Raw genomic sequence first — 13,870 nt, 5'->3', positions numbered from 1 at the left:
TTAATTTGTATCTTCGCCACTTATGATTTTGAAACAATTTAAGGAATTAAAAGAATTTTTATCACAACCTCAAGAAGTGGTAATAATAGGGCATAGGAACCCTGATGGAGATGCTGTTGGATCTACATTAGGTTTAAAACATTATTTAGAAAAAAAAGGGCATAAAGCACAAGTATTAATGCCTAATGAATATCCTGATTTTTTACATTGGATTCCAGGGTCTGAAACTGTATATAGATTTGATAGACAAAATAATCAAAGTGTAAAGGCATTAAAAAAATCAACAATTATCTTTTTACTAGATTTTAATGCCTTACATAGAGTTGGTCATGATATGCAAAACACTTTAGAAAAGTATGAAAATGATTTTGCTTTAATTGACCATCATCAACAACCTGATGATTTTCCTTATATGTATTCTGATACATCAATGTCGTCAACTTGTCAAATGGTATATAATTTTATCGACATGATGGAGGATGTAGATATAATAGACAAAAATATAGCTACCTGTTTATACACAGGTATTATGACAGATACTGGGTCATTTCGTTTTCGTTCTACAACAAGTACAACACATAGAATTATTGCTGACTTAATTGATAAAGGAGCCGAAAATGATAAAATTCATAGTAATGTTAATGACTCGAATACGTATAGTAGATTGTTGTTGTTAGGGCAGTCGTTAAGTAATTTGGAAATATTACCAGAATATAAAACTGCTTTTATAACACTTTCACAAGATGAAAAAAAGAAGTTTAATTATGAAAAGGGAGATACTGAAGGTGTTGTAAATTATGCTTTATCATTAAAGGCAATTGTGTTTGGGGTTATTTTTATTGAAGATGAAGAACAAGGAATAATAAAAATATCTTTCCGATCTAAAGGGAAATTTTCTGTAAATAAATTTGCAAGGAATTATTTTAATGGGGGAGGTCATGATAATGCATCTGGAGGTAAGAGTGAATTGAATATGGAAGATACGATAGCTAAATTTAAGTCGTTATTACCTCAATATATGGAAGAATTACAAACATCTTATGAAGTATAAAAGCGTCTTTTTTTTAGTAGTAATTATACTGTATTCCTGCAATCAACCCAAGGCAAGAAGACCAAAGAAGCATGGAACACAAAATTTTTATAAAGAAGTATTAAAAGAGAATAAAAAAATAAACAACTTGCAAAAAAAGCGTATTGAGTTATGGTTGTCTAAAGATACACTTCATGATTTTATTGAAACAACAAAAGGGTATTGGTATTATTATGTTAAAAAAGATACACTTCAAAATGTTACTCCTAAATTAGATGAAGTGGTTGATATAGAATACGATATAAAGGATATGCTTGGGGATGTTATTTATGAAAATCAAAAAAGATCATACAAAATAGATAAAGAAGACTTTATTCCTGCATTGCAAGACGGAATAAAGTTGATGAAAATAGGAGAAACTATTACATTTGTCATCCCTTCATACAGAGCTTATGGTATTACAGGTGATGGAAATAAAATAGGGATAAACCAGCCTATACAAAGTACAGTAACATTAATAGATATTAAAAACAAATAAATAACAAATGAAATTAACAAAAATTTTAGCAGCTTCAATTATAGGGATATCAATGGTTTCTTGTGGTAATGGTAGCGGGCAAACAAAAACTAAAAGTTCATTAACATCTGAAGTAGATTCAGTAAGTTATGCTATTGGTTTGGATATGGCAACAAAGATAAAAGCTAATTTTAAAGACATGGATAATGATTTATTTATCCAAGGATTTAAAAATGGAATGGATTCTACCAATTTGTTAATGGAAAATAAAGACGTAAATGTAGTTTTACGTAATTTCTTCCAAAAACAACAACAAGAAAGAATGAAGAAAATGCAGGAAGAGCAAACGAAGAAAGCTGAAGAAGAATATGGAGATTATAAAATAGAAAACGAAAAATTTATTGCAGAAAATAAAGCTAAAAGTGGAGTTGTTACCACAGCTAGTGGATTACAGTACGTAGTTTTAAAAGAAGGAAAAGGAGAAAGTCCTAAAGTAAATTCAAGAGTAAAAGTTCATTACCATGGTACCTTGATCGATGGTACTGTTTTTGATAGTTCAGTTGAAAGAAAAGAACCTTCTGAGTTTGGAGTAGGTCAAGTAATTAAAGGTTGGACTGAAGGTTTACAGTTAATGAAGCCGGGAGCTAAGTATAAATTTTTTATACCTCAAGAATTAGCTTATGGACCGCAACAAAGAGGTAAGTTGTTAAAGCCTTTTTCTACACTTATTTTTGAAGTAGAATTATTAGAGATTAAGTAATTCATCACAACATATAAAAAAACAATTAGGCTAGTGAATTCACTAGCCTAATTGTTTTTTAGTACTTTAGCTAAACTAAAAATAAAAAAATGAAATTAGTAAAATATATATTAATTATTACTGTTGTAATAATGTCTTGTAAAACAGTGAAATATCCTAATTTGGAGAATGGTTTGTATGCAGATATACAAACGAATAAAGGAGATATTTTAATTAAACTTCATGAAAAAGAGGTTCCTATGACTGTTGCTAACTTTGTTTCTTTAGCGGAAGGTGATAACCCTAAAGTGACAGATTCTTTAAAGGGAAAGCTTTATTTTGATGGAACAAAATTTCATAGAGTTATTAAAGATTTTATGATACAAGGAGGAGATATAACTGGAACTGGAAGAGGAAATGCAGGATATAAATTTGGCGATGAATTTCCAATGAATGCCGAAGGGGAATTGATTTATAAACATGACAAAGCAGGGATTTTATCTATGGCTAATTCAGGTAAAAATACAAACTCAAGTCAGTTTTTTATTACGCATAAAGCTACACCTTGGTTAGATGGTATGCATTCTATTTTTGGAATGGTTGAACAGGGGCAATCTATTGTTGACACCATTCAGAAAAATGATTATATAAGCCATATTGAGATTATTAGAGTAGGTAAGGAAGCGAGAAAATTTGATGCTCCGATGGTGTTCGAAAATGAATTAGCAAATGTTGCTCAAAAAGAAGAAGAACGTAAAAGAATATTAGAAGAATTAAAAAAGAAATATCTAGAAAAAATGGGAATAGATAAAGCTGTTTCTACTGATTCAGGATTGAAAATATTATCATTACAAAAAGGAAAAGGTAAGAAAGTAAATCCTGCAATTCCAACTACAGTTCATTATTCTCTTTATTTAACGGATGGTAAAAAAATAGATTCGAGCATAGATAAAGGAAGGCCATTTACTTTTGTAATTGATAAAATGGATTTAATTGCTGGATGGAAAGAAGGGGTCAAAACAATGAGAGAAGGTGATAAATCAAGATTTTTTATTCCTTATTATTTAGGGTACGGTGAAGCTGGTTTGGGGCCGATAATAGGGAAGTCTGATTTGGTTTTTGAAGTTGAAGTTTTAAAAGTAGGTAAATAAATTGGTAGATAATATTTTACAAATAGACAGGGAGTTATTAGTTTTTTTAAATAATTTAGGAAGTGAACAATATGATAGCTTTTGGTTAGCAATAACCAATCAATTTACTTGGGCTCCATTATTTGTTTTTATTTTATTTTTAATATTTAAGTCTTTAGGATTTAAAAAAGGGATGTTTACGTTATTTTTCATAATCATTTTAATAGCATTTTCGGATCAATTTACTAATGTGATTCGTGGTATTTTTGAAAGATTAAGGCCTAATAATGATTTAAATGTTAATTATCTTTTGAGAGACAAATTGATAAATCCTCAAAGTTATAGTTTTACATCAGGTCATGCTACAACCTCGACAATCTTTACTGTTTTTATATTTCTTTTATTGAAAGATGTTTACAAGCAAATTAAATTGTTGTTTTTTTTTCCAGTTATTTTTTCTTACAGTCGATTATATTTGGGAGTTCATTTCCCTACAGATATAATGGCAGGTACAATTATTGGGGCTTTCTTAGGATTTATATTTTATAAAGTATACATGTTATTGATTAATAGAGTTATGTCATAATACCTTATAATTTTATTCATTTTAAAACAAATTCTATTCTTAGGTAAATATTTGCATTATTTAATTACTAAGAGTATTTTTTAATGTTTAGTTATCAAATGTAGTTAAATGTCTTTTTACAATTTTTTGACAATATTTACATATTAATAGTACTTGGAAATTATTGTTTTGTTAATGAACACTTTGAAAATTAAATGAACCAATTATTACATTAACTAGTTAAATTGGATATTCCAGCTATTTCTTATAGAATTTAGTTTTGCAATTAAATAATTTGTCCCGATTTTTTTATTAGAAACGAAAATCGGGACAAATTATATTTTTACTGCAATAATCGAAATATCATTTATGAATGAATGATTCGCCAAAATATTTCTAATATTATTGCTGTTTTTTATTATTTAAGTAAAGATATTTTGTAGCGTGATAATAACCAGAAGCTAAGCTATCCATTGATTTAACAATATTAGGGAATTCTGTTTTAATGTCTCGCTTATCGCCTGAAAGTTTTCGTAAACTTGATTTTTTTGTAACTAATTTTTTTGTAAAAATAAAATCATCTTTCAGTAAGCCTATACTAGGTTCACCATTAACACTGTTAAAAATAAATGCAAAATTGTTTTTATTGGATGTATTTAAAATATTAGATCCAAGGGTATAGTTTGTATATGAATTTTTTGACAAACTAGCGGCGGTAGGAATAACATCAACTAATTTTGAGAACTTAGATATTACATTGGGTTTTACGAATTTTGGTGCATGTATAAAAAATGGTACGTGATTAACTTGAATCCCTAAATCAAACTCATCTTTATAATTATCAACTTTACTCATAGCTGTATTATGGTCTCCAAAAAACAAAAATATAGTGTTATCATAATATCCAGATTTTTTTGCTCTTTGTAAAAATTTAGCAACGTTGAAATCTAAATATCTGAGTGCATTTAATCTGGCTATGCCATCAAAACCTGCATTTTTAAGTTCTTGTTTTGAAAAAGCATCTTCTTTCAAAATCTTAAAAGATTCCTTTTGTACTGGAACTGTAAATGGCATATGATTACTAGCCGTTTGTATGTAGGCTATAAAAGGCTTTTTCTTCTTGTGTAATTGAGCAAACCTTATGTCAGATTCTTTAAATAAATCATAGTCATCAATACCCCAAACATCTACTCTTTCCTCAATTTCATAGCTTCCTTCTTCAAAAATTTTTAAATCGTTTATGTTTGATTGAAGTACTCCACGAATATTTGCCCAATTAGCACTTCCACCAATAAAATATTGTTTTTCATAGCCTTTGAATTGATCAAAAATAATTCGTTGATCAATAACCATTGGGTTTCTAGAAGCAGTTCTTACAGCATCAACGTCAGGTAACCCAGTTATACTTGCAAAAACACTGGCAGCTGTACCTGCTTTGTGAACGAAAAAGTTTGAAAATACAACACTTCTTTTCATTATGCTGTCCATATTAGGTGTTGTATTGATTGGATTTTTAAAATAACTCATAGGTGCCACGCCTACAGATTCTAACATAACAATTACTATATTTGGTTTTTTCGAAATGCTATCAGGAAAAATCACTCGCCTATTAAAATTGAAAGGCTCCTTTGATAGTTCAAGTTGATTGGCAACGGCTGGATAATATCTTTTGGTTTTGTCGAGATTAACACTTTCATTTCTAAACTTGAAACTATCAAAAAAATATAAAATAGGATTTAATGAAAAATTATTTATTGAATTATTCTGTGAAAAAAAAGCTTGGCTCCAGCGCAAAGGATAATTTGTAAAGCTATTATAAATACCAAAAGCAAATAATAAGATAGAGGTGATAATATAAAAAGTTTTTGATTTCTTAGAAGTATTATTATGGCTGGTTTTTGACAACTTTACATATATGTAAGAAGTCAGTTTATAAGCTAAAAATGTTATCAGAATAATAGCTACCATTATTCTATAAATTGGATAGCTTTCAAATAGAGCTTGAGTAGATATTTTAATATTGCTTACAAAACGCAAAGCTGTTGCGCTTATTCTCGAATTTAAGTATTCATAGTGTCCAAAATCAAAAAAATAAAAAAGTGTAATTGAAAGATATGTTAAAGTCAAGTAAAGATTTCCAACGAATTTATAAAGTTTTTTATTGAAAAAATTATGATTAACTACAAATACAAAAATAGCTAATGGTAAAATAGCAATAACACTTAGCTTGATATCAAATCTAATTCCTAAATTGACAGCTTTTTTTATTTTTTCAAAGTGGGTATTATCTAGCTCAATAAAAAATAAATAAAATAGAAACCTGTATATTAAAACATAGAATAGTAAAACTAAAATGTTGATATAAATGTATTTAAGGTAATTAGGAATTTTATTCTTCATTAGTGTTTAATTTCATAAAAAGCAAATATACTACAGTGCAAAAGACTAGTGAAATTAATAAACAAAGATTTTAAATTTAGTCCTTCCTTTTTTTAAAATATAATTTAAATATACTATCTTGCATTTATTATGCATGCATAATAAAAACAATAAAAAATTATATTAATGACTAAGTACAAACATATTTTTGAACCATTAGACTTGGGTTTTACAACCTTGAAAAACAGGGTTTTAATGGGGTCTATGCATACGGGTTTAGAAGAAGAGAAAAATGGGATAGAAAAGATAGCGACTTATTATGCTGAAAGGGCTAAAGGAGGAGTTGGGTTGATTGTTACAGGTGGTATATCTCCCAATATTCAGGGATGGACAGCTCCTTTTTCAGCAAGAATGAGTACGAGAAAGCATGCTAAAGAACATAGAGTAATAACAGAGGCTGTACATAAAGAAGGAGGGAAAATTTGTATGCAAATATTACACTCTGGTCGTTATGGGTATCACCCATTTACAGTAGCTCCTTCAAAAATTAAGGCGCCTATTAATCCTTTCAAACCTTTTGCTTTAAAACAATCTGGTATTCGAAGAACTGTTAAAGACTTTGTTAAATGTGCAAAGTTATCAAAAGAAGCAGGTTATGACGGTGTAGAAATAATGGGGTCGGAAGGATATTTAATCAACCAATTTATAGTAAAAAGAACCAATAAAAGAGAAGATATTTACGGAGGTACTTATGAAAACCGTATTCGTTTAGCTGTTGAATTGGTAAATAAAATTAGAGAAGGTGTAGGAGAGGATTTTATCATCATTTACCGACTTTCAATGTTAGATTTAGTAGAAAATGGTAGTTCGTGGGAAGAAGTAGTTCAATTAGGAAAAGAAATTGAGAAGGCAGGAGCTACGATTATAAATACTGGAATCGGATGGCATGAATCAAGAATTCCTACGATAGCAACTTCAGTTCCTAGAGCAGCTTTTACATGGGTTACTAAAAAAATGAAAGAAGAACTTTCTATACCATTAATAACATCAAATCGTATTAATATGCCAAATGTAGCTGAAAAAGTATTGGCAGAAGGACATGCGGATATGATTTCTATGGCGAGACCATTTTTGGCTGACCCAGAATGGGTTAAAAAAGCAAAAGAAGAGCGTGAAGATGAGATAAATACTTGTATAGCATGTAATCAGGCATGTTTGGATCATGTTTTTGAGAAAAAAATAGCAAGTTGTTTAGTAAATCCGAGAGCTTGTCATGAAACAGAATTAAATTATACTTATACAGATAATAAAAAACGAATTGCTGTTGTTGGGGCTGGGCCTGCAGGTTTAGCAGCTTCTACAGTAGCCGCTCAAAGAGGTCATGATGTAACACTCTTTGATGCCGATAAAGAGGTAGGTGGGCAATTTAATATAGCTAAACAAATTCCAGGAAAAGAAGAGTTTTACGAAACAATTAGGTACTTTAAAAAACAGATTGAATTACATAATGTAAACCTTCAATTAAATACAAGAGTTTCGGCTGATGATTTAGCAAGAGGTAATTTTGACGAGGTGGTATTAGCTACTGGTATTTCTCCAAGAACACCAAGAATTGAAGGAGTTGGCCATGAAATGGTATTAGACTACATTGATGTTTTAAAATTAAAAAAAACAGTAGGTAAAAGAGTTGCCGTTATAGGTGCAGGAGGAATTGGTTTTGATGTTTCTGAATATTTATCACACGAAGGAGAAAGTACGAGTCAAAATATAGACGCTTGGTTAAAAGAGTGGGGAGTTGATAAAACGATGCAAGCAAGAAGCGGTATAGAGGGAGTTGCTCCTGAAGTGCATGCTTCTCCAAGAGAAATATTTATGTTTAAACGTAGTAAAGGTAAATTTGGGAAAGATTTAGGGAAAACTACGGGTTGGATTCATAGAGCTAACTTAAAAAAGAAGAATGTACAGTTCATCAATGAAGTACAGTATACAAAAATAGATGATCAAGGATTGCATTATACTCAGAATGAAGAAGAGAAGGTATTAGAGGTTGACAATGTGATTATTTGTGCAGGACAAGTTCCTTTTAAAGAGTTGTTAGAGCCCTTAAAAGCTAAAGGAGTTGTTGTTCATTTAATTGGTGGAGCGGATGTAGCAGCTGAAATAGATGCTAAAAGAGCAATTAATCAAGGAAGTAGATTGGCAGCAAAAATCTAAATTAATTTTAACGTGGTGTATGTAAAAAATAGAAAGCCCCTATCTAACTAAAAAGTTACGATAAGGGGCAATCACCAGGGGGGGACTAACTATGTTATTTCTTTTTGGTTATTTGCGGGTACAAAGAAAATAAGATAGCAGGTTTTTGAATGTCTTATTTTCGACTTTTTTTTAAGTATTCTTATTTTTAATATCGCAAATACGTCATTTTTTTTATTTTTTTTATTTTAAAAAAACAAATAATGAATAATTCGTAAATTGTGATATGTAGTAAGGTGGTACGTTTTATAAATATCAGTTTTATCCATTGTAAATTATTGAAAGTTGTGGCTTGGTGAATTTCACACGAAGCCATTTATATTTTAAAACTGTTAAATGTTGCTTTACTTTTGAATTAAATTTATTTAACTTGCATATTTTAAGTTGTTTGTGTAGAGTGTAAAGTATGGATAAGTCAATAATACTGTAAAGATGAGAGTTTCGTTTTATGTTTTTAAAGAAATATTAGTTGTAATAGTACTCTTTTTAATAGTATCATGCAGTGTTGAGCAGAAGTATGAAGAGATAGATGAAAAAAAGATTACAAATTTAAATAAGAGTAAGTTTGATTCTATTAAAAATATCTTAGATACTAAAAACAAACCTTCCCAAGTATCTTCTCTAATAAATAAGCTAATTAAAGAAACAAAGTCTTTAAAAAACTCAGAAGATTTAATAAAAAGGTATCGATTGATAGTGTCATATTACATGTTAATTTATGATTATAAAAATTCAGATATCTATTTATATAAATTAAGGAGTATTTTTAAAAAAAATGGAGACTGGAATAGTTATGTGCGTTTAAGTAAGAGTATTGCCATGTCTTATCGAACTCAAAAACGATATGACGAGATGGAGAAAGTTTTACAAGATGGTATTCGAGTAGCTAAGGAAAAAAATGTTAAGGGTTATGATTTATTTCCCATTCATGAAATAGCAGTTTTTTATAGTTATGATATGAAAGATTATAAGACTGCAATTAAATATGGAGAATTATTTTTTTCAAAGTTAGCAGTCTATGATTCTTTGAAAATTGAATCAAAATTCATAGAAAAAGTAAAATTAGTAGAGCCTTATGTGATGAATCTTATTTTAGGGAAAGCTTACATTGAAACGAATAATTTAAAGCAAGCGTATTTGAATTTAAAAATTGCTGAAAAGCATTATTCAAGAACCAATGATAGCGAAAAATTGGAGCGTGTTTATAGTAGCTTGATTGATTATCACATTAAAAATAATAATTTAGATAAAGTAAGAGAGCATAAGCAAAAATATGTCTTGTTTCAGGAGCAACATAAAGATTCTTTGATTGCTAGTTTTAAGAAAGTGACTGAAGCTAAGTTGAATTTAGCAGAATCAGAAAAGGAAGTTTTTGCTTTAAAAGAAGAAAATAAGATTAAACGAATTTTAATTAGTGGTATAGCAATTTTATTAATTCTAATAGTTGTATTTCAAAGATACTTTTTAAGATTAAAATATCAACAGAAAAAAATAAGTTTAGAGTTAGAGAAAGAACACGAATTTAATAAGTTTAGAGCTTCATTATTTATCAATATTGCACATGAAATAAGAACTCCTATATCATTAATACTAGGTTATTTAGAACTTTCGTCTCAGAAAGGGGTTAGTAAAGATAAAATTCAAACATATTTTAATAAAATTAAAAAGAACAGTAATAAAGTAATAAATGATATTTCAGATATTATCTATTTATTAAAAGAAAATAAAGATAGTGAGCGTATTAGTCTAGAGAATGTTATTATTGAACCATTTTTAAAGCAACAATTTTTTTCTTTTGAAGGAATAGCAAAAATTAAAGAAATTGATTTGAGCTATAATTCATCACTTCCTTCAGGTTTTCTATTATATACTAATACTTTGAAGTTAGAAAGTTTAATAAATAATCTTGTTAGTAATGCAATAAAATTTTCGCCAAAAAAGACTGAAGTAACTTTTAGTGTGTTAATTGAGGATAATTTTTTAAGTATTATAGTGGCTGATCAAGGGCCTGGCATAATTAATGAAAATCAGAAAAATATTTTTAATAAATTTTATCAAGAGAACAAAGAAGGTAAATCAGAAGGTTTTGGTATAGGTTTAGCAATTGTAAAGGATATTGTTGATAAGCTTAAAGGTAAAATTAAATTGGATAGTTCTCCAAAGAAAGGAACTTCATTTAAAGTTTTATTACCACTATTAAACCAAAATAAATTGGTATCCAATGAAGTAATAACTCCGAACAAGAAGATTGTTGAAAATGAAGTCAAATCAATAGAAAATACAGGTTTAAAAACACATAATTTATTAGTTGTTGAAGATAATTCACGTATGATAGATTATTATAAAGAGATTTTAAGCCCTTTGTATAATTGTAATTTTGCGTTTAATGGAAAAGAGGCATTAGAAATTTTAAAGAATACTTCTTTTGATATGATTATATCGGATATAATGATGCCAAAAATGGATGGTATAGAATTCAGAAAGAAACTTAAACAGGTGCCGAGCTATGATAATATTCCATTTATTATGGCCACAGCTTTAGGGTATGAGGAAGATAAAATAAAAGTATTTAACATTGGTGTTGACGATTATATTGTTAAACCTTTTGGAAAGAATGAATTGATAGCAAGAATAAATTGCTTGTTAGAGAATAAAGAAAAAAGAGAGGTGTGGAAACAGCAGGTTCCTGAAAAAGAAATTGAAACGTTTGACCAGAAGAATATAAAAAAAATGCAAGGTATAATCATCAGGAATATCGAAAAGGAAGATTTTTCTGTGGTAACTTTAGCAAAGGAAGTTAATTTTAGTCAAAGGCAACTAGAGAGAATAATAAAGAAACTTACTGGTCTTACTCCTGTGAAATTTATTCTTGAAGTTAGGCTGCAGGAAGCGTATAAGAAAATTAAGAATAAAGAAGAAGCTGATATAAATAATGTAAGGTATGCAGTAGGTATAAAAAGCGCTTCTTATTTTTCAGTTAAATTCAAACAACGTTTTGGTGTAAGTCCTAGAGATTTATTAAAAGAAAATAAGGTTAGTTTGAAATAGTTGTTGTTTGTTTTTGAAAGAGAGTAGTAACTAAAATTCTTTTTTTCTATATGATTATTTCAAATAATTACGATATTTGCTTTTCACTTTAGTAAAGAGTACTGTATGTTATACAACTTTTTATAATTAAAATATCTAATTAATTATGGCAATGAATAAAAACACGGTTTTAGGATGGGCAACATTAGTAATGGTTTTAATGGGAATATTATTGGTAGTCTTGGCTGTATTTAAATATGACGAGATTGCAGGATATGGATTTGGAGCTGTTGGTTTTGGTTTTTTTGCAAATGCCTGGGTGTTTAATGCTTTGAAGGGAAGAGTTTAGATAAATAAAAAAAATAAATTTTAAAATATAATGAGTGACGATAAGAAAGTAATCTTTTCGATGAATAAGGTTTCTAAAACGTATCAAAGTACAGGGAAACAAGTTTTAAAAGATATATACTTAAGTTTCTTTTATGGAGCCAAAATAGGAATTTTAGGTTTAAATGGATCAGGGAAATCAACGTTGTTAAAAATTATTGCTGGCGTTGAAAAAAACTATCAAGGTGATGTAACTTTTTCACCAGGATACAAAGTTGGTTACCTAGAGCAAGAGCCTCAATTAGATGAAACTAAAACAGTAATGGAAGTTGTAAAAGAAGGAGTGGCTGAAACAGTTGCTATTCTTGATGAGTACAATAAAATTAACGATATGTTTGGTTTAGAAGAGGTGTATTCTGACGCTGATAAAATGGATAAGCTAATGGCTCGTCAGTCTGAACTTCAAGACCAGATAGATGCTTCCAATGCATGGGAATTAGATACAAAGCTTGAAATAGCAATGGATGCTTTACGTACTCCAGATTCCGATAAATTGATAGGTGTTTTATCAGGAGGAGAACGTAGAAGAGTAGCTTTATGTAGGTTGTTACTTCAAGAACCAGAAATCTTATTATTAGATGAACCAACAAACCACTTGGACGCAGAGTCAGTTCACTGGTTAGAGCATCATTTAGCACAATATAAAGGAACTGTTATTGCTGTTACTCACGATAGATACTTTTTAGACAATGTTGCAGGTTGGATTTTAGAATTAGATAGAGGTGAAGGAATTCCTTGGAAAGGGAACTACTCATCTTGGTTAGATCAGAAGTCAACACGATTAGCTCAAGAAAGTAAGACAGCTTCAAAGCGACAAAAAACATTAGAACGAGAGTTAGAATGGGTGCGTCAAGGAGCAAAAGGTCGACAAACAAAGCAGAAAGCTCGTTTAAAGAGTTATGAAAAGCTAATGAGTCAAGACCAAAAGCAAACAGAAGAAAAGCTTGAAATTTATATTCCTAACGGACCTAGATTAGGTACCAATGTAATTGAAGCCTCTGGTGTTTCTAAAGCCTTTGGAGATAAATTATTATATGAAAATTTAGAGTTCAATCTACCTCAAGCTGGGATTGTTGGTATTATTGGACCAAATGGTGCAGGTAAAACTACTATTTTTAAAATGATAATGGGAGAAGAAACTCCTGATGCTGGTAACTTTAATGTTGGTGAAACAGCTAAAATAGCCTACGTAGATCAAGCGCACTCTAATATAGACCCTGAAAAATCAATCTGGGAAAACTTCTCTGAAGGACAAGATTTAGTAATGATGGGTGGTAAGCAAGTAAACTCTAGAGCCTATTTAAGTAGGTTTAATTTTGGAGGAAGCGAACAGAATAAAAAAGTAAACACATTGTCTGGTGGTGAACGTAATCGTTTACATTTAGCAATGACTTTAAAAGAAGAAGGAAACGTACTACTTTTAGATGAGCCTACGAATGATTTAGATGTAAATACCTTACGAGCTTTAGAAGAAGGTTTAGAAAATTTTGCTGGTTGTGCTGTAGTAATTTCTCATGATAGATGGTTTTTAGATAGAGTTTGTACTCATATTTTAGCTTTTGAAGGTGATAGTCAAGTTTATTTCTATGAAGGTTCTTTTTCTGAATATGAAGAAAACAAAAAGAAACGATTAGGTGGTGATATAATGCCTAAACGAATTAAGTATAAAAAATTAATTAGATAATATAAATTATATGAATTGTCTTAAAATAGGTAGACAATTATTTGTGAAATTTATAAAACCAGAGAAGTTAACTTCTCTGGTTTTTATTTTTAACCTCCTTCTTTGAAAAAATGTAAGATTAAGTTTTGTTAATGGCATTTTCCTTACAAATTGGCTAAT

General features: G+C 29.4%; 10 protein-coding genes. 9 read left to right on the top strand and 1 reads right to left on the bottom strand.

Annotated features, from left to right (window positions below; translation table 11 throughout):
* Window positions 1-22: 22 nt before the first annotated feature.
* The 5 genes from ACMFBB_RS06365 to ACMFBB_RS06345 all read left to right on the top strand — a co-directional run bounded on the left by ACMFBB_RS06365 (window position 23) and on the right by ACMFBB_RS06345 (window position 4,002).
* Window positions 23-1,051 carry a DHH family phosphoesterase gene (locus ACMFBB_RS06365; protein ID WP_435263607.1) on the top strand — a complete coding sequence of 343 codons (1,029 nt, stop codon included), beginning with the start codon at window positions 23-25 and terminating at the stop codon, window positions 1,049-1,051.
* On the top strand, window positions 1,041-1,568 hold the full coding sequence (gene gldI, locus ACMFBB_RS06360; protein ID WP_435263606.1) for a gliding motility-associated peptidyl-prolyl isomerase GldI: 528 nt from the start codon (window positions 1,041-1,043) through the stop codon (window positions 1,566-1,568). The genes ACMFBB_RS06365 and gldI overlap by 11 nt, the downstream gene beginning before the upstream one ends.
* Window positions 1,569-1,575: 7 nt before the next feature.
* Window positions 1,576-2,307 (top strand): FKBP-type peptidyl-prolyl cis-trans isomerase, encoded by a 732-nt coding sequence (locus ACMFBB_RS06355; RefSeq protein ID WP_435263605.1) that lies wholly within the window; start codon window positions 1,576-1,578, stop codon window positions 2,305-2,307.
* Between the two features lie 89 nt (window positions 2,308-2,396).
* Window positions 2,397-3,437, top strand: coding sequence for a peptidylprolyl isomerase (locus tag ACMFBB_RS06350; RefSeq protein ID WP_435263604.1), 1,041 nt, complete (start codon window positions 2,397-2,399; stop codon window positions 3,435-3,437).
* Window position 3,438: 1 nt separating this feature from the next.
* The gene (locus tag ACMFBB_RS06345) at window positions 3,439-4,002 is read left to right on the top strand and encodes a phosphatase PAP2 family protein (RefSeq protein ID WP_435263603.1); all 564 of its coding nucleotides are present in this window, start codon (window positions 3,439-3,441) and stop codon (window positions 4,000-4,002) included.
* Between the two features lie 381 nt (window positions 4,003-4,383).
* On the opposite strand, the gene ACMFBB_RS06340 is transcribed toward ACMFBB_RS06345, so the two are convergent.
* Window positions 4,384-6,381, bottom strand: a complete 1,998-nt coding sequence (locus ACMFBB_RS06340) for an LTA synthase family protein (protein ID WP_435263602.1) — start codon at window positions 6,379-6,381, stop codon at window positions 4,384-4,386.
* A gap of 165 nt (window positions 6,382-6,546) precedes the next feature.
* Here ACMFBB_RS06340 and ACMFBB_RS06335 point away from each other — a divergent pair, with 165 nt between their 5' ends.
* The 4 genes from ACMFBB_RS06335 (at window position 6,547) to ettA (ending at window position 13,711) form a co-directional block, all read left to right on the top strand.
* Entirely contained in the window at window positions 6,547-8,574 is a 2,028-nt protein-coding gene (locus ACMFBB_RS06335; protein WP_435263601.1) for an FAD-dependent oxidoreductase, read from the top strand.
* Between the two features lie 471 nt (window positions 8,575-9,045).
* The gene (locus tag ACMFBB_RS06330) at window positions 9,046-11,661 is read left to right on the top strand and encodes a hybrid sensor histidine kinase/response regulator transcription factor (protein WP_435263600.1); all 2,616 of its coding nucleotides are present in this window, start codon (window positions 9,046-9,048) and stop codon (window positions 11,659-11,661) included.
* A gap of 151 nt (window positions 11,662-11,812) precedes the next feature.
* Window positions 11,813-11,989 carry a CAL67264 family membrane protein gene (locus tag ACMFBB_RS06325; protein ID WP_435264275.1) on the top strand — a complete coding sequence of 59 codons (177 nt, stop codon included), beginning with the start codon at window positions 11,813-11,815 and terminating at the stop codon, window positions 11,987-11,989.
* A gap of 30 nt (window positions 11,990-12,019) precedes the next feature.
* Entirely contained in the window at window positions 12,020-13,711 is a 1,692-nt protein-coding gene (ettA, locus tag ACMFBB_RS06320) for an energy-dependent translational throttle protein EttA (RefSeq protein ID WP_435263599.1), read from the top strand.
* Window positions 13,712-13,870: the final 159 nt, after the last annotated feature.

The sequence above is a fragment of the Tenacibaculum sp. nBUS_03 genome (genome assembly GCF_051201695.1).
Classification (GTDB): Bacteria; Bacteroidota; Bacteroidia; order Flavobacteriales; family Flavobacteriaceae; genus Polaribacter.
Note: the sequence above shows the minus strand (reverse complement) of the source record. Positions and strands in the feature narration are given on the sequence as shown.

Coding starts and splice junctions, on each gene's coding strand:
- ACMFBB_RS06330 (WP_435263600.1), top strand. CDS start 9,046: ATGAGAGTTTCGTTTTATGTTTTTAAAGAAATATTAGTTGTAATAGTA.
- gldI (WP_435263606.1), top strand. CDS start 1,041: ATGAAGTATAAAAGCGTCTTTTTTTTAGTAGTAATTATACTGTATTCC.
- ACMFBB_RS06335 (WP_435263601.1), top strand. CDS start 6,547: ATGACTAAGTACAAACATATTTTTGAACCATTAGACTTGGGTTTTACA.
- ACMFBB_RS06355 (WP_435263605.1), top strand. CDS start 1,576: ATGAAATTAACAAAAATTTTAGCAGCTTCAATTATAGGGATATCAATG.
- ACMFBB_RS06350 (WP_435263604.1), top strand. CDS start 2,397: ATGAAATTAGTAAAATATATATTAATTATTACTGTTGTAATAATGTCT.
- ACMFBB_RS06340 (WP_435263602.1), bottom strand. CDS start 6,381: ATGAAGAATAAAATTCCTAATTACCTTAAATACATTTATATCAACATT.
- ettA (WP_435263599.1), top strand. CDS start 12,020: ATGAGTGACGATAAGAAAGTAATCTTTTCGATGAATAAGGTTTCTAAA.
- ACMFBB_RS06365 (WP_435263607.1), top strand. CDS start 23: ATGATTTTGAAACAATTTAAGGAATTAAAAGAATTTTTATCACAACCT.
- ACMFBB_RS06325 (WP_435264275.1), top strand. CDS start 11,813: ATGAATAAAAACACGGTTTTAGGATGGGCAACATTAGTAATGGTTTTA.